The organism is Pedobacter sp., assembly GCF_039594775.1.
Lineage (GTDB): Bacteria > Bacteroidota > Bacteroidia > Sphingobacteriales > Sphingobacteriaceae > Pedobacter.
Genome location: NZ_JBCNMT010000006.1, coordinates 53,878 through 78,273, shown reverse-complemented (window position 1 = coordinate 78,273; position 24,396 = coordinate 53,878). Strand labels below are relative to the sequence as shown.

At 42.1% G+C, this 24,396-nt stretch carries 12 protein-coding genes; all 12 read left to right on the top strand.

Annotated features, from left to right (window positions below):
- Positions 1–19 precede the first annotated feature (19 nt).
- On the top strand, positions 20–1,627 hold the full coding sequence (locus ABDV71_RS14820) for a RagB/SusD family nutrient uptake outer membrane protein (RefSeq protein WP_343533892.1): 1,608 nt from the start codon (positions 20–22) through the stop codon (positions 1,625–1,627).
- 27 nt (positions 1,628–1,654) lie between these two features.
- The gene (locus ABDV71_RS14815; protein WP_343533890.1) at positions 1,655–2,533 is read left to right on the top strand and encodes a DUF5017 domain-containing protein; all 879 of its coding nucleotides are present in this window, start codon (positions 1,655–1,657) and stop codon (positions 2,531–2,533) included.
- 65 nt (positions 2,534–2,598) lie between these two features.
- Positions 2,599–5,223 (top strand): glycerophosphoryl diester phosphodiesterase, encoded by a 2,625-nt coding sequence (locus ABDV71_RS14810; RefSeq protein ID WP_343533888.1) that lies wholly within the window; start codon positions 2,599–2,601, stop codon positions 5,221–5,223.
- Between the two features lie 2 nt (positions 5,224–5,225).
- Positions 5,226–8,684, top strand: a complete 3,459-nt coding sequence (locus ABDV71_RS14805) for a hypothetical protein (protein WP_343533887.1) — start codon at positions 5,226–5,228, stop codon at positions 8,682–8,684.
- A 95-nt stretch (positions 8,685–8,779) separates the two neighbouring features.
- Positions 8,780–10,135: an SGNH/GDSL hydrolase family protein gene (locus tag ABDV71_RS14800; protein ID WP_343533885.1), complete on the top strand. Its 1,356-nt coding sequence runs from the start codon at positions 8,780–8,782 to the stop codon at positions 10,133–10,135.
- A 121-nt stretch (positions 10,136–10,256) separates the two neighbouring features.
- Positions 10,257–11,207 carry a DUF4886 domain-containing protein gene (locus ABDV71_RS14795; RefSeq protein ID WP_343533883.1) on the top strand — a complete coding sequence of 317 codons (951 nt, stop codon included), beginning with the start codon at positions 10,257–10,259 and terminating at the stop codon, positions 11,205–11,207.
- Between the two features lie 46 nt (positions 11,208–11,253).
- Positions 11,254–12,939: a sodium:solute symporter family protein gene (locus tag ABDV71_RS14790; RefSeq protein ID WP_343533881.1), complete on the top strand. Its 1,686-nt coding sequence runs from the start codon at positions 11,254–11,256 to the stop codon at positions 12,937–12,939.
- 830 nt (positions 12,940–13,769) lie between these two features.
- The gene (locus ABDV71_RS14785; RefSeq protein ID WP_343533879.1) at positions 13,770–14,834 is read left to right on the top strand and encodes a hypothetical protein; all 1,065 of its coding nucleotides are present in this window, start codon (positions 13,770–13,772) and stop codon (positions 14,832–14,834) included.
- A gap of 19 nt (positions 14,835–14,853) precedes the next feature.
- The gene (locus ABDV71_RS14780; protein WP_343533877.1) at positions 14,854–16,446 is read left to right on the top strand and encodes a T9SS type A sorting domain-containing protein; all 1,593 of its coding nucleotides are present in this window, start codon (positions 14,854–14,856) and stop codon (positions 16,444–16,446) included.
- Between the two features lie 125 nt (positions 16,447–16,571).
- Positions 16,572–18,188: a T9SS type A sorting domain-containing protein gene (locus ABDV71_RS14775; protein ID WP_343533875.1), complete on the top strand. Its 1,617-nt coding sequence runs from the start codon at positions 16,572–16,574 to the stop codon at positions 18,186–18,188.
- Between the two features lie 10 nt (positions 18,189–18,198).
- A complete protein-coding gene (locus ABDV71_RS14770) occupies positions 18,199–21,609 on the top strand; it encodes a hypothetical protein (RefSeq protein ID WP_343533873.1) in 3,411 nt (1,136 codons plus the stop codon).
- A gap of 119 nt (positions 21,610–21,728) precedes the next feature.
- Complete coding sequence (locus tag ABDV71_RS14765; protein ID WP_343533871.1) at positions 21,729–24,005, top strand: FAD-dependent oxidoreductase; 2,277 nt, start codon at positions 21,729–21,731, stop codon at positions 24,003–24,005.
- Positions 24,006–24,396: the final 391 nt, after the last annotated feature.

The window sequence follows — 24,396 nt, the reverse complement described above, 5'->3', positions numbered from 1 at the left end:
ATCACTTAAAAAATTGAACATGAAAAGGATTATTTATTTGATGTGCATCTTATTCACCTTGCCGCTTACTTCCTGCAAGAAATTTTTAGAAACAGAGCCAACTGATTTTAAAACACCAGAAAATCATTTTAATACCGAAAGCGAATTAAATACCGCTTTGGTGGGTGTATATAATAAATTGGCCGATGAAAGAACTTACCGCAGAGGTTTGTTTACCTACTTGGCCATTAGCGATGAGTTTTTTTATCGCAATGTTTCTACGGCTTCCATCTATGTGTTAGATTTTGATGCGGCACATGTCGACATTGGCAGGTTTTGGGAAGCACTTTACCAAGGCATTGACCGTGCCAATGCAGTGCTTGAAAACATCAACAAACCGGTAATGGATGAGCAGAGGCGAAACAATGTGCGTGGCGAAGCATTATTTTTAAGAGCCTATTACTATTTTTTATTGGCCGATAACTTTGGTGGCGTACCCTTAAAACTAGCTTCTACCAAAAATCCAACCGAAGTGCCATTGCCTAGAGCAGCACTTAAAGATGTGTATGCCCAAATTTTAAAAGACATGACAGAGGCGTATCCTTTGGTATTGGATATTAAAAAAGACCCTGCCGACAAAACGGATACAGGTATTGAATACAGCGAAAGAATCACAAAATCTGCAGTAGCGGGCATATTGGCCAAGGTTTGCTTAACCATGGCGGGACAGCCCTTAAATGACCAGTCGAAATATACCGAAGCCCTGCAATGGTCTGAAAAAGTGATCAACTCAGGTCGACATGCTTTAAATACCGACTACAAACAGATTTTCATTAACGCTGCCAAAGACCTACAAGATCCTAAGGAATGTATTTGGGAAGTTGGTTTTTATGGGAATAATACGGGTACTTTTATGCAAGGAGGTACTTTGGGAATTAGCAACGGCATCACCAGTACAGATTTGGTTGACCCCGGATATTCTACGGGAAGTATCAACACTACTGCACGTTTGTATAATTTGTACGATGCAACGGATGTGCGACGCGACTGGTGTATTGCACCATTTAGATACACTACTACTAATAACGTAACTACCCAAACCGCTTGGACAGCGGCACAAATTTACGACCGTAACATTGGCAAATGGCGTAGAACTTATGAAAGCGTAATGCCTAAAACAAAAGATTTTAACGGGGTTAATTTCCCTGTACTGCGCTATTCGGATGTGTTGTTGATGTATGCCGAAGCGGCCAACGCCATTAATAACGGACCTAATGCTTTGGCAGAAAACTACCTGAACCAAGTACGAAGAAGAGGACATAATAAGCCCGTAAACGTAACAGATCCCACCGTGGATGTGGCAACAGGCTTAGCGCCAGCTAGATTTTTGGAAGAAATTCAAAATGAAAGAGCCAGGGAGTTTGCTTTTGAGGGAATGAGACAACATGATTTAAAACGTTGGGGTATTTACGTGACCAAAATGAATACCTTGGCAACGGAAATCACGGCGAGTGCACCATCTAACTGGAGATATGCGAGCTCGGCAGGTAAAAACACCTCGGCCAGAAATCTCCTTTTCCCAATTCCAAATTCCGAATTGGTGCTTAACCCAGGTATTGGCGTTCATGATCAAAATCCTGGCTGGTAAAATTTGATGACCATAAAAATTAAAAAAATGAAACACTTGATTTTTGCGATAAGTACTTTATTGGTTGTCTTATCGGGATGTGCAAAAGATAAAGTAGAAACGCCTGAATTTGAGGTGAAAACTGCCGCCCTAACCTATAAAGTTGGCGAAGAAATAACCTTTAAATTTTCAGGAAACCCAGATAACATTACCTTCTTTTCTGGCGAAGACGGAAAGAAATATGAGTTTCGTAACCGTACCTCGTTGCCTGGTAAGTTACAAGTTCAGTTTACCTCTTTGGTAGATAGGGGAGTGAGACAAAACCTTCAGTTATTGGTTACTTCAGACATTATCGGAGCCATTAATGCCACTACCGTTAGTGCCGCAAAATGGACCGATGTTTCCAGTCGTGCGGTATTTTCTACTGGTGCGGATAATACGCCTTCTGGGGCCATCGATTTATCTGATTTTTCAGATCTGGGGAAACCAATTTCTGTAGCATTCAAATACACTGATGTGAAAACCGCCGCCCAGCAAAACCGTTGGGTAATCCGTACTTTTAATGCCAATTCGGTTCGTGGTACCTCGGTAACCCCATTAGCCGTGATGGCAGATGCAGGTTGGGTGGGAATCAACTATAAGAACCCTACAGCAGTATGGACCATTACCAGCGCACAATTATTAATGTATGGTGGTGCGGTAGGTTCAGATGATAACGAAGATTGGGTGGTGTCTAAACAATTAGATCCAAATTTCATCAAGTCAGACGTAGGTTATGTGCTTAAGAACATCAGTACGCAGCCTTCTGATTTTATTTACAAATATGATAAAGCAGGTGTATATAAAGTTTCCTTCTTGGTTTCAAACAGGTTGGGTTCATCTGTTAAAGAAACTGTAAAAGAACTCACGTTAAATATTGTTCAGTAACATAAAACAATGACGCTTTAAAATACATCACTTCACGTTAAAACAAAAATCCCCATTGCTTAGCCATGACTTTTAAGAAAAAATATGCGTTTTACACTGGCCTTTTGAGCTGTCTTGCCATCATCGCCTTCAGTAATATTGCTTGGCAAAGTAGAGAGGAGGTGATGCTGAAAGGATCAAAACTAGATCTCCGTTGGAAAAAGGGAGAGAAAGGATGGCGCATGACCAATATTGCAGTTAAAGGTCAGCAGAACTGGATACAAGTACCCAATCCAGAGGGCAGTTATACCATACTTTATACCGCTATTAAACCAGATACGGTAGAAGCACCATTGTTTGATAAAGATGGCAAAAAGTCAAATTTCCCAGAGCCTATTTATAAGTACATCACTTCTCATTGGAGTCAGGTTACGCAATCGGTGCAGTTAAATACTGCGGGAGAGGCTATACAGTTCTACCCTGATCAGATTACCAAAAATAAAGATCAGTCCCTCAACTTCTCTAAAGAAACAGGAACGGCAAGCATCAATGCCTTATGGCAAATTGATCCAAAATTCCCTACAGATATTACGGTTAAAATAGCCCTAAAAGCCAATAAAGACGGCTATTATTCTATCGCAAGTCCAACCTTGGCAACGGTTTCAAATGATCAATTATCTTGGGGCTTAATGCCAGGATATTTTCAGGGTGCAACGGTGGAAAAAGACTTGGTGAAAGCCTATGCCTATGGACAAGGGATCCCCGATAGGCCAATTGTGGTAAGAGAACGTACCGCAAGTACACTTTCGCCATTGATCAGTTCAAAAAATGGCGTAACCATGGCAGTTATTCCAGAACCAGGTAAAGGAAGAAACCCTTGGAGCAAAGACAAAAACACCCATAATGAATGGTTGTTGGGGCTTTCGCTCATGAATAGAGTGGCAAAACTTTCGCCAACGGCTTATCATCCAGTACTGGGACAAAAAGGATCATTCCTTAAAAAGGGAGAAACCACCAGCTTTACTTTTAGATACTCGCTTCAAGCAGCTGATTGGTATACCGTATTTAAGCATGCCGTTTATGATATTTATCGTTTTAAGGACTTTTTGGATTTAAAGCAAACCTCGCAATCGCTCACAGATCGTATTTTGGCCATGCATAAATACGTGGTCGATGATAAAACGTCTATGTGGCGCACCGAACAGTATAAAAACCTAACCATTGGTGCACAGGCCTATCTTGGTGGCGTGTTGGGATCGGATAAAGATGCGATGAAAAACTCCGATTACGGTGCCATGTGGATGCTTTCGAACATCATGAAAGACTCAGTTTTACAAAAACAACGTTTACCGTTTGCCCGTAACTTTAAATTGCTTCAACAAGAAGATAAACCAGGATTTTTTGAAGGGTCTGCTGCCGGGCAATATTATTTGTCCAAAAGCAAAAAGTTTACAGAAGAGTGGGGGCCATATGTGGAACCTATTGGTGTAACCTACTACACCATGATGGATATCGGTAACATCTTGCTGTTTGAACCAGGTGATGCCGAATTAAAAGAAAAATTAAGAAAAGGTGCAGAGCGATTATTGGCTTGGCAAGGACAGCAGGGCGAATGGGCGGTAGCTTACGACCATGCCTCCGAAAAGCAACTCTTTACCGAACTTCAAGATTTACGACCAACGTTTTACGGATTGCTGATTGCCTATAGAGTTTTGGGTGATCAAAAATATTTGACAGCCGCTTGTAAAGGTGCCGATTGGTACATTAAACAAGCTATTGATAAGGGACATTTTCTCGGGGTTTGTGGCGATACCAGATTTGTGCAGGATTTTGCTACGGGACAAAGTATCCAAGCATTATTGGATCTTTACGAACTCACCAAAAAAGACCCTTATCTAAAATCGGCCATTAAAGCGGCTAAGTTTTATACCACTTCTATTTATACGCACCCCATTCCTACCAAAGAGGTGAAAACAGTAAAAGGCATTAGCCGACAAGATTGGGAAATTAGTCAAGTAGGTTTAAGCTTTGAGCATGGCGGAAGCATAGGCTCTGCCAATTCCATGGGACCAATTTTATTGGCCAGTCATGCAGGTTTGTTTGTACGTATTTACGAACTCACCAAAGATCCTATTTATTTGGATATGGCCAGGGCTGCCGCATGGGGCCGCGATGCTTTTGTAGATAAAAAAACAAGCGTAGCTTCTTATTACTGGACGGCCATGAATGCTGGGCCAGGTTCATTCCCTCATCATGCTTGGTGGCAAATTGGTTGGATCACCGACTATCTTTTGTCTGAGGCAAAGCTCCGCTCTAATGGTGAAGTTTCCTTTCCGAGAGGATTTATTACCCCAAAAGTAGGGCCGCATCAAAGTTATGGCTTTGCCCAAGGGAAAATCTATAACACTCCCGTTTCATTAATGCTTAGTGATGGTTTGCTCAAAGCAGACAGTCCTTACCTCGATTATATCGAAGCCATTAATACAAATCAGAAGAAATGCTTTTTGGTTTTGCTCAACAACAGCAACAAGCCGCTAAACACACAAATCCATATCAATCCCGAGAAAATCCAAGGAGCTTCGGTAAGCAAAATTAAAAGTGCAATGTTTATGGACCCTGCTTCAAAAAAGCAAAAATTAGCCGCTACCGATCAAACATGGAATATCGAAATTGAAGCTTATGGTTTAAAAGTGATTGCCTTAAATTATTGATGATGAAACAAGGGGTTAATACTGATAGAAAGTATTTGAAAATAAGTTTTACCATATTGCTGGCTTGCTTTTTTGCAGTAAATACTCACGCACAAGCACCAACAAACTATTTGATAGAAGCCGAAGATTTTCAATTTCCAGGCGGATGGGCTTTGGGTAAAGAAGCAGGGACAAATGTTTCAGGAAAAGGGGCGCTCATTGGGTCTGCGGCTGCAGAGCCTACTACTGATGCATTTACCGTAGTTAAAATAGCCAACAAAGGCAATTACGTTGTTTGGACCAGATCAAGAGACTACGCTGAAAATAAACCGGGAACAAGAAAATACCTTTTGATTTGCAATGATGAGCCAGTGGGCACAGAATCTGGCGCCCATTTAAAAGAAGGCTATCATTGGGAAAAAGTAGGCAAAGTGACCTTAAATGCTGGCGAAAATCTGCTAAGGTTAAAAAATACCAAGTTAAGTTTTGCCCGTTGTGATGCTGTTTTTTTTACCACCGATGAAGCCTTTGATCCTAACCAAAAAGAGCAATCGCTCAATAGCTACTATTTAAAACCTGTTCAGGTGGTAGCAAGCCAAGCGCAGGTCAATATCACCACGCCAATTCGCTTCACTAAAAAAGAAAAAGTACTTGGTACCTTAACCAATGGCAAACTAAAATTGACCATACAGGAAGTTTTGGATGCCAAGACAAACCAAAAACACATCGTTACCCTCACCGAAGTTTTTCAGGATAACAAATGGGTAAGCCTTAGCCAAAATGCAGAAGAAAATAGAATTTTCCTGTTAAGAGCTAAAAAACCTAAAATTGAATTTGGACCCTATTATGCCTCGTGGAAAAATGCGACAAGCATCACGACCTTTTCTGCTAATGGAAAAACTTATCAGGTAATGGATCCAAATGGGGCTAAAAATCCATTTTTTGCTGGCGATTTGCTTTTGTGCAAACCAACAGCTGTTACACAAGTATCATCCGAAGAAATTAAAATTACCTATTTAACCGAAGAAGGAAATGAGGTGAAAGGCACTTGGAAACTAAAACCCGAGTCGGCCAATTACGAATTGAGTTTGGAATACGCAGCCAAAGAAGATGGTTTTTACAGTTTTGTGGTTTCGGCTTTTCAAGCTGTTGCCGCCAATAGCGTAAAAAATGTGCAGTTGCCTCCCATGTTCAATTATACCCGCATTCCGCAAGAGCCGCTGTTGGTACCTAGTGCCATGACGCCCCAACCTTTGGTCATTGTAGAGGTAGCCAATACAGGCAAACCCTTAAGTTTATTTGTGTCGGGCGTAGCCGATGAGTTTCCTTTGGACTGGGCAAAAGACGTGAGTTCACGCATGGGCTTTTCACTTAAAAATGAGTTGAATGAAGTACAGCCCGTGGCCTTTGCGCCAGTGCTGGGATTGAGCGATTCGAAATTGCTGAAAGGGGCAACGTTAAAAAGAAAGTTTAACATTGGTGCTGTTGCTGGCAATTGGAACGAGGCTTTGGTCTATGTATCTACCCATATTTATCAGGTAAAAGATTATCGCCTACAAGATTCTACCTCCTTAACCAATGCAGTCTTTAACATCATCGATTTGATCAAAAATGAGGATGCTTCGGGATGGAATCCAAAGTTGAAGGGTTTTTATGATATAGAAGCCGATCCTAAAATCGCACCAACCGTAGCACAATCATCGCCTTTGGCCATTATTTCAGCTTCGGTATTGAGCAAAGATGAAGATTTATATTTGACCCGTGCATTGCCAACCATCGAATATACCTTGTCTCGTAGTGCCTTCAGATGGGCAACTGGTGTAGGGGCTCCATATAACCCTACAAAGCAGTCGCTTGAATTAAATCCTTATAAAAACGTACAATTTAACACAGCTTATTTCGAATCCCTTAACCAACTGTTAGGGCACAAAAACCCTTGGTTGTTGCAAGTTGCCATGCCTGATCAGTTGCCCCGAAAGCTTTCGGGCTACTCGGTAAACATCCCCGCATGGACGCAGGAATTGGCGGCATATCGCCTTACGAAAGATAAGAAATGGCTTAATGAGGCCGTTTCACACGCCAAGGACTTTGTGCAAAGTGAGGTGTATGGAACCAAAAGCAATTTGCTTACCGCTCAACCATTTTATAACACCTCGTTTTATCCCTACTGGTGGGATTTGATGGACCTTTACGAAGTGACTAAAGATGCTTCGTTTGCAAGGGCTGCTGAGTATGCTTCGTATTTTACCATCGCGGGCATCCGTTCGTATCCAACCGTTGAAGATAAAATGCAGTTGATCCACGAAGGAAACCAATATGAAGGCAATACCAATTTATGGTGGAAAAATGGCGATAAATTTCGTTTGGGCTTTCCCCGTCGTGCTGGAGATGTGAAAGAAAAAGAAGTCCCGCAGTCGTTAATTTCTCCCGTGGGGCTTGGCTTAGAGCAACCCAGTACCTTCTTTTTGCCGAATAAAAATGTTCGCCATATTTTCATGTCAACTTGGGCACCGCATTTGTTAAGGATGGCTGAATATAATAAGCGTGATATTTTTGAAATATATGCTCGTAACTCCATTATTGGACGTTTTTCTGGTTATCCTGGCTACTATGCCACAGGCTACACAGACCTTACTTACCGTGCCGAATATCCTTACAAAGGCCCAGATATCAATTCCATTTATTATCACCATATTTCTCCGCACCTTGCTTTTACCTTAGACTTTTTGGTGACCGAAGCCGTACAAAGATCGCAGGGGCGTATCAGTTTTCCTTGGGGCAAGCAAGAAGGCTTTGTTTGGTTTAACAACCGAATTTATGGTGGTGGAAAAGGAGCCATTTACGACGATAACAATGCCAGTATCTGGTTGAAAAAAGGCTTGGTGAGCATTGATATTCCAGAGATCAATTACCTTACCGCCAAATCAAAGGACCGTTTTTGGGTTATCTTATTAAACGAATCTAGCAAGCAACAACAGTTTAGCCTTACGCTTAATGCCAATGAAATAGGGATTAAAAATACAGGGATTAAACTTTATCAGGGCCAAACTTCTGAACCAGTAGGCACACTATCTGCTGAGCATCAAATAAAAGCAACAGTAGCTGGAAAAGGTATGGTGGCTTATGCTTTCCCGCTTCAAACCAACACAGTAGAAAAAGAACTGTTGCCAGTAAAAGAGGGAATGAAAGAAATTAATTTAGGTGCACCTTGGGGCACCCTTTATGCTTTCAGAATTCGTTCCCCATTTGGTTGGGATTCTATTTATACCTATTTGAGTACTTCGCCACTAACGGGCGCCGAGGCAGAATTAGTCATCAACGATGATGCTTCTACATCGGTTAAATGTTTGGCTTATCCCTACGAATGGTCCTTTAATAAAATCGATCCACATCAGCCTGTGAATATTAGTGTGCACCTAAAAACTAAAGATAAGGATGATGTACGCCAGGTTCATCTTACTTTGGAAGGCGTAAAACCATAAAATCAAAAATGAATTTGACGATGTTTTATAAAAAAGCTTGTTTAACACTCGGATTGATGCTCTCTTTAGCTAGTTATGCGCAAAAAAATACAACCGTGAGTAAAGAAACTCAAGAACGGGAACGACTTATTGCTGCCAGTCAAGCGGGGGCATTACCCTTGTTTTTTGATCCTTCAGTACCCGCAACCCCTACAATTACACCTGGTACTTTTAATGATCCAAATGATTTTTTTGTGAGAAAGGGGCTTCCTAATTTTTTTAACAAGGCGAAAAAGAAACAGCCAGTGGTGATAGGATACATAGGTGGAAGCATTACCCGTGGTATTAATTTGTACAGGATGCAATCGGCTAAGTTTATCCAAGAAATGTACCCCAATACCAAAATGCAGTTTATTAATGCAGGGATATCAGGTACAGGAACTGATTTGGGTGCTTGTAGAATTCAGGAGCAAGTATTGCAGTACAAACCCGATTTGGTTTTTGTGGAGTTTGCTGTGAACAATGCTTTTGCAGAAGGCATGGAAGGCATCATTAGACAGATATGGAAAGCCAACCCCCAAACGGATATTTGTTTGCTATACACTATTTACAGCGGGCAGACCAAGATTTACGTCAGCGGAAAAATCCCACCGAATATTCTTGGCCTTGAAAAACTAGCAGATTACTATCAAATACCTTCGGTACACATGGGCTTTGAAGCAAGTATGCTCGAAAAGGAAGATAAGCTCCTTTGGAAAGCACCAGCAGGAACCAAAACAGACAAGATCATTTTTTCTAACGATGGCACGCACCCGGTGGAAGCAGGAGGGAATTTATATGCACAGGCAATTGCACGGTCATTCCTTAAAATGCAGGACTACGCCGAAAATAAAAAGCACGAATTGCTGAAGCCTTTGTTGGCAGATAATTGGGAAGAAGCGAAAATGCTTGCCCCGTCTGTCGCTCAGTTTAGCAAGGGCTGGACTAAGTTTGACCCTAATGGACTAGCAGATTTTAAGCAGTTTGCAGGTTGGTTTCCTTATGTAATGAAGGCCGAAAAACCTGGAGAATACTTCACGTTTAAATTTAAGGGCAACATGATTGGTTTTTTTGACATCGGTGGCCCAGAAGTGGGGCAGCTCACTTTAGAAATTGATGGGAAGAAAACAACCATCCAAAAACAGGCGGGAACATTGGTGCTAAAAACCCAAACAGCAAACAATACCGAAGACCTGATCAACAGATTTAATGCTTTTTGCAATAACAGGTACAGGGGGCAGGCAGAATTTTTTGAATTACCATATGGGATACATACAGTGAAGTTTACAGTGTCTGATATTATCCCCGATAAGAAGCAGATTTTGGGAGAAAGCCAGTTGGCCGATATAACGGCTAATCCGGCTAAATACCATAAAACAGTGGCCTACATTGGGAAAATATTGATCAAAGGTGAGCTACTTCCTATGAATTGATTTTGATAATTAGAAATAATTCATAAATTTGATTTTTAACCATACCAGACCAAACCAGTTTGCTTTTTGTTGAGGACTTCAATGGACAAGCTACGTATTGAATTCGAAAATTATTACACAAATGAACTACACAAAAATGATCGTACAAAAGATCGAGCGTGCCAAAAAGATTTTCTTTTGGGCAATTGCCCTCCTGCTGTTAAGCAATTTCACCTACGGGCAAACCAAAAATGATACCCTCCGCATATTTCTGATTGGCAATAGCTTTTCTCAAAATGCATCCGCTTACCTACCTGAAATGGCTAAGGAAAAAGGAAAGCACTTGATCATTGGTAGGGCCGAGTTGGGAGGCCATTCATTGGAGCAACACTGGAAGTACGTGGAGGCTGCGGAAGCCAATCCTGAAAGTGCAGAAGGCAGGCCTTATAAAGGAAAATCTTTACGTACGCTCCTGTCAGAAGGGAAATGGGATGTGGTTACCTTACAGCAAGCTTCTTACCTTTCGGCAGATAAAGAAAGCTATACACCCTATGCCCAAAAGCTTTATGACTTTGTTAAGTCCATTCAGCCAAAAGCCGAGGTGGTACTGCACCAAACTTGGGCCTATCGTGCTGATGCAAAAACTTTTGGTAGGGTAGCTGCTGGACAGTTGGCGCAAAATCAGGCTGAAATGTGGCAAAAATCTAGAGAGGCCTATCACGCAGCAGCCAAGCAATTGAAAGTAAGACTAATCCCCGTAGGAGATGCTTTTGAGGAAGTAGCTACGGGTAAGGAGTATGCTTATCAAAAAGATACTGCATTTGATTTTACCAATCCTACTTATCCTAATCTTCCAAATCAGATCAACTCGTTGAACATGGGGTATTCTTGGAAAAACAATAAAGAATTTACTTTTGATGCCAACCATGCTAACGAAGCTGGAAGATACTTAGGCGGATTGATCTGGTATGCTTTTCTATTTAAAGATTCCCCTGAAAACATCCAATTTGTACCGAATAAAGTTCCTGCAGATTTTGCCAAGTATTTGAGAAAAGTAGCTGCACAAACCATTAAGAACTCAAATAAAAAATAACGAAGAATAAAGTCCAAACCCTCTATATATCAATGCTTAATTAAGAATGAACTCGCTAATAGATACCTCCGTTATAGTTGTTTTTTCAGTATTTATCATGGTGATTGGTCTGCTATTTTCGCGGACTGGTCGTAACCTCAAATCATTTTTCGCGGGTGGCGAAGCAGTGCCATGGTTCATCGGAGGTTTATCGCTGTTTATGAGTTTTTTCTCTGCAGGTACCTTTGTGGCTTGGGGCTCAATCGCTTATAAGTATGGTTGGGTGGCTGTGACCATTCAGTGGACCATGTGTATCGGTGGCCTGGTTACAGGTTTGTACCTGGCACCCAAATGGAAAGCCACTGGAAGTTTAACAGCAGCCGAATTTATCAAAGAAAGACTTGGCGAGAAAGTCCAAAAAAGCTTCATCTACATCTTTATGTTGGTGTCACTATTCATCAAAGGATCGGTATTATATTCAGTTTCTAAATTAGTGGGCTCCTCTCTTGAATTTCCATTAGTGCCTGTAACCGTGGTGCTGGGTATCTTGATGATTGCCTATACCGCCGTAGGTGGTTTGTGGGCAGTAATGGTGACCGACATCTTGCAGTTTGTGATTTTAACGGCAGCGGTGCTACTGATCATTCCTTTGGCTTTTACGGAAGCGGGGGGTATACAGAATTTCCTAACCAAAGTTCCCGATGATTTTTTCCAACCCGTTAATGGCGAATACACTTGGGGGTTTATTGGCGCTTTTGCCCTATATCACATTTTTTATATTGGCGGTAACTGGACTTTTGTGCAACGTTACACCAGTGTGGATACTCCAAAATCGGCTTCTAAAGTGGCCTTTCTTTTTGCTGGCTTGTATATCCTAAGTCCAGTATTGTGGATGTTGCCACCGATGATCTACCAAACCATTAATCCTGGTTTATCAGGTATCGAAACCGAAAACGCCTACCTTATGGTTTGTAAACAGGTACTACCGGCAGGCTTAATGGGCTTGATATTAACGGGTATGTATTTTTCTACTTCGGCCTCTGCAAATACGGCATTAAATGTGGTTTCTGCGGTGTTTACCAACGATATCTATAAAGGCAATATTAATCCTAAAGCAAGCGATGAAAAGTTAATGAAAGTGGCCCGTACTTCTTCTTGGTGCTTCGGTTTCGGGATGATTGCCATTGCCTTAATTGTACCTTATATCGGCGGTATTGTCGAATTTACGTTAAGTGTTGGCGCCATTACTGGTGGTCCATTGTTAGCGCCACCGATATGGGCTTTGTTCTCTAAACGCATCACAGGAAAGGTAACTATTTTGGTAACCATGATCAGTCTGGCCGTCAACCTGATATTTAAAATAATGCTCCCATTGGTGTTTGACTATAAATTAAGCCGTGGAAGTGAAATGCTGCTCGGTGTATTATTGCCATTTGCTTTGTTGCTTATTTACGAAATCTATGCCGCATCAAAAGGATTGGTCAGTAAAGAATACTTGCTATTGCAGGAGCGCAAAGCAGAACGTAAAGCAACGGTTATACAGGTGGATGAAGCCGAACTTGCCGAAACCAGAAAGCAGAATAAATTTGGTTTACAGGTCATCTCATTTTCATTGGCATTTATAGCATTGTTGCTGTTTGTACTCTGTGCTTTTACGACAAAAGCAACCGGAATGGTAGCAGTCATTGCAACCATCATTTTGTTAAGCGCATTAATTCCATTTAGAGCTTCCAGAAAAGCAGTGGTGAGGTAATATAAGTTGTTGCTTAAATAATTTCAAAGCCTGGTTATTAGCGAATAACCAGGCTTTTAAGTACATAAACCATTCATCAAAACGTCATTCCCGCATAGACCTACGTGTGCAAAATGCTTAAGCGCTATGTGTCCCCCTTGGGAGGGGGATTTAAGGGGGAGGAATGAGATGTGTCCACACGATAGGCATAGGTTGGAACCTTAAAGCTTATCCCACTGCCCCTCCGAAAATTATCGGAGCAGGCTCTCAAAGAGGGGATATACAAAATACTTAAGCGCTATGTGTCCCCCTTGGGAGGGGGATTTAAGGGGGAGGAATGAGATGTGTCCATACGATAGGCATAGGTTGGAACCTTAAAGCATATCTCTCTGCCCCTCCGAAAATTATCGGAACAGGCTCTCAAAGAGGGATATGCAAAATGCTTAAGCTATGTGTCCCCCTTGGGAGGGGGATTTAAGGGGGAGGAATGAGGTGTGTCTACACGATAGGTGTAGTCGGGACCCTTAAAGCCTTATAAAACCTGGCTCTAGGATCCTGAAATAAATTCAGGATGACGACCGATCGAAGTTAGCAATGATGAAAGACAGTACCGCTTCCCCTCACCAGCCCATCAAAACAAAAAGTTTTTTCAAAAAAAATTGCTTTTACAAAAATAACTGATACTTTTGGTTAAAATATAAACCAAACCAAACCAAACCAATATAAATCTTTAATTCAACTCACTTACGGGTTTTGCACAAGCTCATCATCGAATGCTCCACTTAAAGCGTGGTATTTTCAAAATAGTTTTAGATGCTTCTTAACCAACCCGTACGCTTTAAAAAACGGATATGAATAAAAAACTTTTACTAACCTGTTTATTTGCCATCGCTGTACGTACCGCTTTTGCTCAAACCGCATTTACGCCTGGCAGTTTGTCGGTGTTGAGGGTAGGAGATGGAACAACAGCTTTGGGAACGGCTGCGCTACCGGTATTTATTGACGAGTATTCTACCAGTGGAAAGTTGATCAGAAGCATTTCCTTACCAACCGCATTGGTAGGAAAAAACAAAAGACTCACCTTAGATGGTAATACACCTGGCGTTTCTTCCTTCGAAGGGCTTTTATCGCTTTCTCAAGATGCCAAGAAACTTTCATTAGCGGGCTACGATGCCGCGGTGGGTACAGATGCTGTAGTTGCTTCCGAAAGTGACCAAACTAACAGAGTGATTGGGATAATAGATGGAGCGGGTAATGTAAATACCACTACCTCCTTAAATATTTATTCGAGGGCTTATATCAGTTCGGCAGTTACCGATGGAAATAATGTATGGGTTGCTGGTGGAAGTGCTAATATCTATACCACTACAGTTGGTTCAACTGATGCAACTTCTATCATTGGACGTTCTGGAAGGTCAATTCGTATCTTTAAAAACCAATTATATGTTTCTCAATCCTCTGGTTTAGTAGGCCCTTTAGTAACCATTGGAACAGGTTTGCCAACTACAGCTCCTCAAACGGCCGTTGCGGTTGCTGGCCTTACCATTAATGGCACTAGCCCAACTGGGCGAGAATTTTTCTTTGCAGATATCAATCCAAATATCCCTGGTTATGATGTGCTATACATTGCTAATACAGGAATTACCGATGGGATTACCAAATATTCTCTGGTAGATGGTTCTTGGGTTTCAAATGGAACGGTAAAAGGACAATACACTGGTCTTACCGCTACCGTATCTGGTACCGAAGTAACCGTTTACGGAATTAAGTATGGAGCCACTTCATCGGAACTGTTTAAAATTACCGACAATACAGGTCACAATGGATCTATTGCCGAATTAACCCGATCGGTATTGGTCAAAACTGGAGCCAATACAGTATTCCGTGGTCTTTCATTATCGCCTCAAAAACCCTAACCATTTAAACCAAACTATGATGAAAAGAAAACTACTATTAAGTTGTTTGTTTGCCGTGGCCGCCCATACAGGGTTTTCACAAGTTGCATTCACCGCAGGCAGTTTATCAGTCCTACGGGTTGGCGACGGTTCGGCAGCCTTGGGAACAAGCGCTACGACTGTATTTATTGATGAATATGCTACCACTGGGACATTAATTAGAAGCATTGCTTTACCTACTACGGTGGTGGGGCTTAATCGACGACTAACCTTAGATGGTAATACCTCGAATGTTTCCTCAGCTGAAGGACTTTTATCGCTTTCGCAAGATGGGAAAAAGCTTACCTTAACAGGTTACGATGCGCCTACGGGCACAGCTACGATAGCAACCTCGTCCAGTGCAACTTACAATAGGGTGGTAGGGGTGATAGATGGAACGGGTAATGTAAATACAAGCACGGCACTAGATATTTTTAACTTACAATTGATTTCCTCGGCTGTTGCGGATGGAAACAATTTATGGATATCGGGAGGAACGATAAATATTTATCATACTACCATTGGAGCTACTACGGCAACATCAATAGCTGCTCGTACCGGAAGGTCTATGCGTATTTTTGATAATCAGCTATATGCCTCACAAGCAACAGGTACAAATACTGGCCCAGTAGTTTCTATCGGTACGGGCTTGCCTACAACTACTGGACAGACTGCTACAGGATTGCCAGGATTGGCAACGACAGCATCTAGCCGAGAGTTTTTCTTTGCCGATCTTGATGCTACGGTACCTGGATACGATGTCCTATATGTTGCTAATACGGCGAATGCCGATGGGATTTCTAAATATTCACTGGTAAATAACAATTGGGTGCTAAAAAGTAATATTGCAGGACAGTATACAGGTTTAACAGGAGTGGTTTCTGGAAATGAGGTAACGCTTTATGGGGTAAGATTTGGTGCATCAGCCAATAAATTATTTAAAATTGTCGATGCCTCGGGTTACAATGCCGCAATGACGGCTACCGCTACCGATATTGCTACGGCAGCAGCTAATACGGTATTTCGTGGGGTATCTCTATCTCCAACCGTAACCACCACGCCAGTAAAGCTGCTTTCTTTTACAGGTAAAGAAGCTACCAATGGTGTGCGTTTAAATTGGTCTACAGCTTCTGAACAGAATAACTCACATTATGAGATTTACAGGTCTTCCGATGGACAGAGCTTTACCAAAATAGGTAGCGTTAAAGGAAATGGAACTACCAATGAAGTCCTGAATTATTCGTTTACTGATTTATCACCATTATCGGGAACGGCTTATTATAGATTGCGTCAAGTAGATTTTGATAATCGTTTTGAAGATTATGGCCCAATTCCAGTAAAATCGAGCCTTCAGAAAAACGATTTAAAAGTTCAGGTGAAAGATAACAGCTTACAGGTTTCTGTATTTGCTTCAACCAACTCAACTTCCGAAATTAAGGTCTACAACATTTCAGGAAATACCTTGGCAAAAGTAAGCGCAAACTTAACCAGCGGATGGAATACCGTTGAAGTGCCATTTACCGCTAGCAGAGGCGTATATATCGTTGCTTCTAAAATTGGTAATGAAATCACCAAAACAAAAATTGCAAAATAAATAGGAGAGGATGGTATGCAAATACCATCCTTTTACTTTATAAAAAGAACTGCTGCTATCAATCATTTCAGCAGTACAGAATGCCCCTTGCTTATACAATAAGTTAAACTAACCAAAACTGTAGTATGAAACGATATGGCTATTTACTGCTGCTGCTCATCTGCTGCACGGTACTGGAGCTGCATGCTCAAAATTTATCCGACAGAAACATTTTCGTAGTAAGAATTGGCGACGGCAGTGCCTCGCTCACCACTGCTGCAACCCCGGTTTATCTGGATGAATACAATACCTCTGGAACTTTAATCAGGACCATTGCAATGCCTATTGTCAACTCGGGAACTCATAAAAAGTTAACCCTGTCTGGCAAATATGCTTATGAAGGTTATCCCGTACTATCTCCCGATGGGCAATCCGTTTGCTTGTTTGGTTATGATGCCGCCCTTGGAACAGCCTCCATTGGCACTTCTGTAAGCAGTACCATCAACAGAACTGCGGGTATCATTTACGCCAACAATACCATCAATACTTCTACCAGTGTTATCGATGCCTTCTCGGCCGTAAATGCCCGTTGCGCCGTATTTGATGGAAATAACGGTATTTGGATGACGGGTGGAACCACGGGGGTTCGTTACGCATCATTAGGGGCTACCACCTCTACCGCATTAACCACCGTGACGGGGCGTGCCATCAATGTTTTCGATGGACAGTTGTACATGTCTTCTACCAGTGGCGATACCAGAATTGCGACCGTTGGACCAGGCGTATTGCCTATTACAGGACAAGTGGTGGCCAATTTACCCGGTTATCCATCAACAGGTAGCCCTTGCCAGTTTTTTTTGGCAGATGTATGCAATATCGTACCTGGACCAGACGTGCTTTATGTGGCTGATAATACCGCTGGAGTTTTTAAATATTCGTTGGTTAATGGAACATGGGTAAGTAATGGAAAAATAGGAGTAGCCAATGACCAATATGTGGGAATAACAGGCAATGCCACTAATGGCAGTGTGGTGATGTACGCCACTCGTAAAAGTGGTACTGCCGATGCAGGTGGTGGCGAGTTGGTGAGCATTACCGATAACAGCGGTTTAAATGGAACATTCTCGGCCACACCAGTAGTTTTAGCAACCGCTGCCGTAAATACTGTCTTCAGGGGCGTTTGTTACTCGTTTACCCCCGTTCCGCCAAATGAGGTGTTGCCTATTTCATTACAGTCATTTTCAGTGCAAAAAAATAACCTTAGCACCACACTTAACTGGTCTTCATCTTCAGAAAAAGAAAGCGCCTACTTTGAAGTACAACGGGCGCAGGACGATGGACAATTTAAGGAAATAGGGAAGGTTTTGGCCAATGGTTATTCCGATAAGCCCATTCATTATAGATACGTAGATGCCAATCCGCTCAAAGGGCTAAACTACTATCGCTTGAAATCGGTAGATACTAACGGGCAGTTCAGTTTATCAGATGTTCGTTTCATGCAATTCACCAATACGGCTACCGCTACTATCCAGGCCATCTATCCCAATGATAAAGTGCTGGAAATGCTCATCAACATGCCCGAAGCCGTTTTAACCACCTTAAGGATTATTGATATAAGCGGAAAAATAGTAAGTACCGAGCAGCTCAAGCTAGACGCAGGCTTTACCAAGATAAAGCCAAGGGTTAGCCTTATTCCAGGAACCTATATCGCTAGCATAAGCACTACGCAAGGAGAGATCAGTACAAAATTTATTAAACAATAATGTTTGAGGTATGAAACAACTTAAAGTATTGTTCACAGGCTTTCTTTTGTTGATCAGCTGTCTGATACAAGTTAAAGCACAAACAACTACCAATACCTTTTTGGTGGAAGCTGAAGATTTTCAATTTCCCGACAGGTGGGTGAGTAGCAATGAAATTGGCGTTTCGGGCGGTGCCATTTTAAGTGTGGGACAAACCGCTACACCAAATGCCAATGCCTATACGGCGATTAGTGTTAAAACCGCAGGCACTTATGATATTTGGACCCGCTCTAGAGATTATCCTGATAATAGACCTGGTACACGACGGTTCTTAATTTATGTAAATGAGGTAGCCATGAGCCAGGAATCTGGCATACACGGACAAGATGGCTATTACTGGGAAAAAGTAGGAACCGCTACACTTGATACTAACGAAACGCTTTTGCGCATCAAAGACACCAGAGGTTATTTTGGACGCTGCGATGCCCTGTTATTAACCACCGTTACTTCTTTTAATCCTAACCTGCAAAGTTTAACCGCATTACAGGCCTTTAGATTAAGTCCTAAAAAACTGGAATCAATTCCGCCCTCAGCTTTAGTGGCAGCGCCGTATCTACCCATCACCAGCTCCGCAACCACCAATGCCGAAATGAACAACGGCAAGTTAAAACTGCAGTTTGTGACGGTGGTAGATACGGCCACTAATTTACCTCGTATCGTGAGCACCACCAGTTTGTATAACGGTGGTCAATGGACTGCCGTGAATACAGGAGTGGAATCCAACAGGGTTTTTTTACTGCATGAAGCCACGCCCGATGTCAACTTTATCGGGGTTAACCCCGCTTGGGAAAATGCAGCAGGAATGAGTACGTTCCAAAGCATGGGGCAAACCTTTTCGGTGTTTGACCAAGCCAACGGTAAAAATCCGTTTAGTGCTGGCCAATTGCTATTGTGTAGGGCTACAGCAGTGACCAAAATATCCGACGAGCAAATAAATGTGACCTATGCCAGCGATAGTGGATACACCTTAACGGGAACATGGAAATTGGCAGCAGGAGCCAATCACTTAAGTTTAACGCTTAATTACCAGGCAAGCGCAACAGGTTATTACAGTTTTGCCGTGGCGGCCTTACAGCCCATTACCACAAGTGCGGTAAAAAATGTGCAGTTGCCGCCCATGTTTCAATACCAGCGTTTGCCCAGCCAGCCGTTGATGGTTCCAAGTGCGCTCACCCCACAACCGGTAAGTATTGTTGAAACTACGGTGAACAATACGCCATACAGTTATTTTGTGGCAGGTGCATTATCAAACTTTCCGTTAGAATGGGCCACCGGCGAAACTTCTCCAATGGGATTTTCGCTTAAAAACGAAAGCAACCAGGTACAGCCCTTAGCTTTCGGACCTATTTTAGGTTTTGCCGATTCAAAGCTGAACTCGGGACAATCCATCACTCGCGAATTTATGATAGGGGCCTTGCCAAGTACTTGGGATGGTGCTTTAGAATATCTGTCCAACAAAGTTTATGAGGTTAAAGATTATCGGAAGCAAGGCACTACATCCCTAACTAATGCGGCCTTAAATATGGTAGACCTGATTAAAAACGACAATTCATCAGGTTGGGATACCACCATGAAAGGATTTTACGACATTGAACAAAACCCTGTCATTGCCCCAGTAGTGGTTAATACTTCGACCTTAGCGTTGCTTTCGGCGGCCGTACTTGGACAAGATGAGGATATGTACCTTAAAAGAGCCCTCCCCGCTATCGAATATACCCTTTCACGACGTGGCTACAGGTGGTCTAACAAGCTTGGCACTTTGTACACACCTACTGAAAGCTCGCTCAAACTAAGTCCATACAGTAAGGAGTTTAACGTGGCCTATTTTGAAGGATTGGATAAGTTGACGAAAGGGGCTAACCCTTGGCTGGTTGACTTGGCCTTACCCAATGGAGAACTGCGGACCACCACCAATAGTTGGACCGAAAAATTGGCCGCTTACCGCATGACCCAAAGCGCATCGTGGTTAAGTGATGCCATTCGGGGTGCCGATTTGTTTCTCACCAACGACGTATATGCTACCAAGACCACTGCCCTAGATGAAAATGGTTTTTATAATACTTCATTTTACCCTAATTGGTGGGATTTGATGGATATTTATGAGCTCACAAAATACAGCCGTTATTTAACGGCTGCAGAGAAATCGGCTTTTTATACCATTGCAGGCATCAGGTCTTATCCTAAAGTAACCACCAATCTGCAAACCATTCACCCAGGCAATAACTACAGTGGAACCACCACTATTTGGTGGAAAGGCACGCAGCAATATCGCTTGGGCTATCCTCGTGTGGCTGGCGATGTGCAGGAAAAGCAGGTTGCTCAAGACCTCGTTTCTCCTGTAGGTTTAGGATTCGAACAACCAGTGACGCTTTTTTTTTCCAAAGCTCAAATTCTACACGTTTACATGTCCAACTGGGCACCTAACTTGCTGCGTATATTCCAATACAATAACCGAGATATCTTTCAAACCTATGCACGTAACTCTATTATTGGCCGTTTTGCCAACTATCCAGGTTATTATGCAAGAGGTTTTACTGATGTACCTTTAAAGGCAGATTATCCGTATGTAGGACCTGATGTGACTTCCATTTACTACCATCACATTCCTTCCCAATTAGCTTTTTCGGTTGATTTTTTAGTGACCGAAGCCATGCAGCGTTCCCAAGGAAATATCAATTTTCCATACAGTAGGCAAGAAGGATTCGTTTGGTTCAACAATCGGATTTTTGGAGGCGGAAAGGGTAAAGTCTATACAGATAAAGAAGCCACACTATTGTTAAAGAAAGATTTGGTCCAATCGAGCAATCCCGATGTGAATTATCTTACGGCCATTTCCGAAAACAAATTTTGGGTCATCGCTTTAAATGAATCTCCAAATCCCGCTGCGGTAAGTTTGACGCTTACAGACAGCGTGAAAGTGGCGTCTAATTCATCAAGTGAACTTTATACTAATGATAACTGCACACCAACTACTGCCGTAATGAATGGTCGTACCACGCAGCTTACTGTAGGTGCAAAAAGTGTTTCGGCGCTTTCATTTCCATTAAGCACCCCATTTAAGGAAGCAAAGGCTCCCAAGTTGCCACAAGGAATGTACACCACTACGGTAGATAGTAATTGGGGCACTTTCTATGTGTTCAGGATAAGATCTCCATTTGGTTGGGATTCTATTTACGCCTATCTGGATACCCCACCATTGGAAAATGCAGAAGCCAATTTGACCACTAATCTTGATTCAAATACCCTACAACGAGTGGCCTATCCCTATGAGTGGTCTTTGAAAAAAATCCCTTACGGCCATCAAGTAGTGCTCAACTTACAATTGACACTGAACGGAGTAAATAAGAACCTATCGGTAACGGTAAACGGCACCAGTAATTAACCGCAATGAATAAGGATAATTTTCGGGGAGATGGAAATTTATGAGATTTATTAATATATTTACAGACCAAACCAAACCATACCAAATTTATAATAACCAAGATAACCGAGTATTTTAATATGATCATATCAGAGGCAACAGATTCCCGTAATTTAAAATCCAATCAATTAAACACAGATTTTGCAGTGATTGGCGGTGGACTGGCAGGGGTTTGTACTGCCATTACTGCTGCACGTAAAGGTGTAAAGGTAGTTTTAGTACAAGATAGACCCGTTTTAGGCGGTAACTCATCCAGTGAAGTTCGTTTATGGATTTTGGGGGCAACCTCGCATATGGGCAACAATAACCGTTGGAGCAGGGAAGGTGGCGTTATCGATGAAATTTTGGTAGAAAATACCTATAAAAACAAAGAAGGAAATGCCTTAATATTTGATACCATCCTGTTGGATAAAATATTGGCAGAGCCTAACATTACACTTTTGCTAAATACGGCAGTTCACGAAGTGCATAAAGCTGACGCAGAAAAAATTTCATCAGTAAAGGCTTTTTGTAGCCAGAATTCTACCGAATATCATATCCATGCTCCTTTGTTTTGTGATGCCTCTGGCGATGGAATTGTAGGCTTTTTAGCAGGTGCCGCTTTTAGGATGGGCGCTGAAAGTACGGAAGAGTTTGGTGAAAAATTTGCACCCTCCAAAGAGTATGGCGAATTACTTGGCCATAGTTTGTATTTCTATACCAAAGACACGGGCAAACCGGTAAAATTTACCGTACCTAATTTCGCTTTGCAAGACATCACTACAGAAATCCCTCGCTTTAGAAACTTTAATACCAAAGAGTACGGTTGTAAACTGTGGTGGTTGGAATATGGTGGAAGATTGGATACGGTGCATGATACCGAAAAAATTAAAATGGAACTGTGGAAAGTAGTTTACGGCGCTTGGAATTACATTAAAAATTCGGGCAATTTCCCTGAAGCAGAAACCATGACCTTAGAATGGGTAGGTACCATTCCTGGTAAAAGAGAAAGTCGCCGTTTTGAGGGCGATTACATGTTGCGCCAGCAAGATATCATCGAACAAAACACCCATCATGATGCCGTGGCATTTGGTGGATGGTCTATAGACCTTCACCCAGCAGATGGCGTATTCAGTGAAAAACCAGGTTGCAACCAATGGCATAGTAAAGGGATTTACCAAATTCCTTACCGTTGCTTATACAGCAAAAACATCAAAAACCTTTTCCTTACCGGACGCATTATCAGTGCTACACACGTCGCATTTGCGTCAACAAGGGTAATGGCAACGGCGGCACATGTGGGCCAAGCGGTGGGTATGGCTGCTTTTGTTGCGAAGGAGAATAATGTAAATCCAGCAGAGATCATTCACCAAAACCTGATTGGTCAATTGCAGGATGAATTGCTGAAAAGCGGCCAGCATATTCCTGGCTATGCGCTAAACGATGGCGCAGATTTGGTACAAACAGCCAAGTTATCCGCATCAAGTGAATATGTGTTAGATGAGTTGCCCTCGGAATTACTGAAAAGTTTAGAAATTGCTACCGCACAAATGTTGCCGTTAAACGAAGGGAAAGTGCCTCAAGTGATTTTTCATGCGGAGTCTGATGAAGCGACGGAACTAGAAGTTGAACTTCGAATCAGTGGGAAGTCGGCAAATTATACGCCTGATATCATTCTTGAAAAACAAACCTTGGCGATACAGCCCGGTCGTAATTGTTTGCATGTCGATTTTTCTGCCGAACTTACGGAAACGACTTATGCGTTTATCGTGTTCCATAAAAACCCTAAAGTAAAACTACATCTTAGCCAACAACGGGTTACGGGAGTGATTTCTGTATTCAATTTGGTAAATAAAGCGGTGTCTAATTTTGGGAAGCAAACTCCAACCGAAGATATTGGGGTGGATGAATTTGAATTTTGGTGCCCTCAACGTCGTCCAGAAGGGCATAACGTAGCTTTTAAATTGAATCCATCCTTAAGCAAATTTGGAAAAGAGAATATTAAAAGTGGTGTTTATAGGCCTGTTAGCGAGCCAAATGCTTGGGTAGCTGCAAAAGAGGACAAAGCGCCTAGCCTTCAAATAGTATGGGACGAGGCACAGACCATTCAAAAGATAGAACTGTTTTTTGATACCGATTACGACCATCCAATGGAGAGTGTTTTAATGGGACATCCTGAAGACGTGATGCCTTTCTGTGTGCGTAATTACATCATTAAAGATGATTTGGGGAATGTTGTTTTTGAAAAGACAGCCAATTACCAAACCCTGAATACCATTGTGTTGGACAAAGCCATTAGCACGAAATATTTGACGATAACATTAGAACATCCATCAGAAAATGTCCCAGCAGCTTTGTTTGGAGTAAGGTGTTACTAACCTGAGTTCGATTATTATTATTATGCTTTAAGATTGCTTCATTCTTCGCAAAGACGTCCTTTTTTTCGTCTTTGCGAGGGGCTACTCCAGCTTTTTGTTATCTCCAGCCTTAGCAAAGCCTCTTCGTTCTACTAAAATCGGCCTTGGCCTGTTCGGGAGGCACAAATTTGCTATAGCTGTTCCTTGAACAGAACAGGGCGCAGCCGTGGATTTTTTTGCATACTTTTTTCATCTACAGGAAAAAAGTTTGTCCGCGAAGCGACAGAATTAAAAATAGTAGCAGAAAACTGATGTTCTTGGTCTAAAATTCTGATGCGTAGAAAGTATTTATTAATCCTACTTCAAGAGAAACATAAACCTACTTGAAGTAGGATTTTATTTTTAAGCGTTA

Coding starts and splice junctions, on each gene's coding strand:
- ABDV71_RS14815 (WP_343533890.1), top strand. CDS start 1,655: ATGAAACACTTGATTTTTGCGATAAGTACTTTATTGGTTGTCTTATCG.
- ABDV71_RS14785 (WP_343533879.1), top strand. CDS start 13,770: ATGAATAAAAAACTTTTACTAACCTGTTTATTTGCCATCGCTGTACGT.
- ABDV71_RS14820 (WP_343533892.1), top strand. CDS start 20: ATGAAAAGGATTATTTATTTGATGTGCATCTTATTCACCTTGCCGCTT.
- ABDV71_RS14810 (WP_343533888.1), top strand. CDS start 2,599: ATGACTTTTAAGAAAAAATATGCGTTTTACACTGGCCTTTTGAGCTGT.
- ABDV71_RS14765 (WP_343533871.1), top strand. CDS start 21,729: ATGATCATATCAGAGGCAACAGATTCCCGTAATTTAAAATCCAATCAA.
- ABDV71_RS14805 (WP_343533887.1), top strand. CDS start 5,226: ATGAAACAAGGGGTTAATACTGATAGAAAGTATTTGAAAATAAGTTTT.
- ABDV71_RS14795 (WP_343533883.1), top strand. CDS start 10,257: ATGAACTACACAAAAATGATCGTACAAAAGATCGAGCGTGCCAAAAAG.
- ABDV71_RS14790 (WP_343533881.1), top strand. CDS start 11,254: ATGAACTCGCTAATAGATACCTCCGTTATAGTTGTTTTTTCAGTATTT.
- ABDV71_RS14780 (WP_343533877.1), top strand. CDS start 14,854: ATGAAAAGAAAACTACTATTAAGTTGTTTGTTTGCCGTGGCCGCCCAT.
- ABDV71_RS14770 (WP_343533873.1), top strand. CDS start 18,199: ATGAAACAACTTAAAGTATTGTTCACAGGCTTTCTTTTGTTGATCAGC.
- ABDV71_RS14775 (WP_343533875.1), top strand. CDS start 16,572: ATGAAACGATATGGCTATTTACTGCTGCTGCTCATCTGCTGCACGGTA.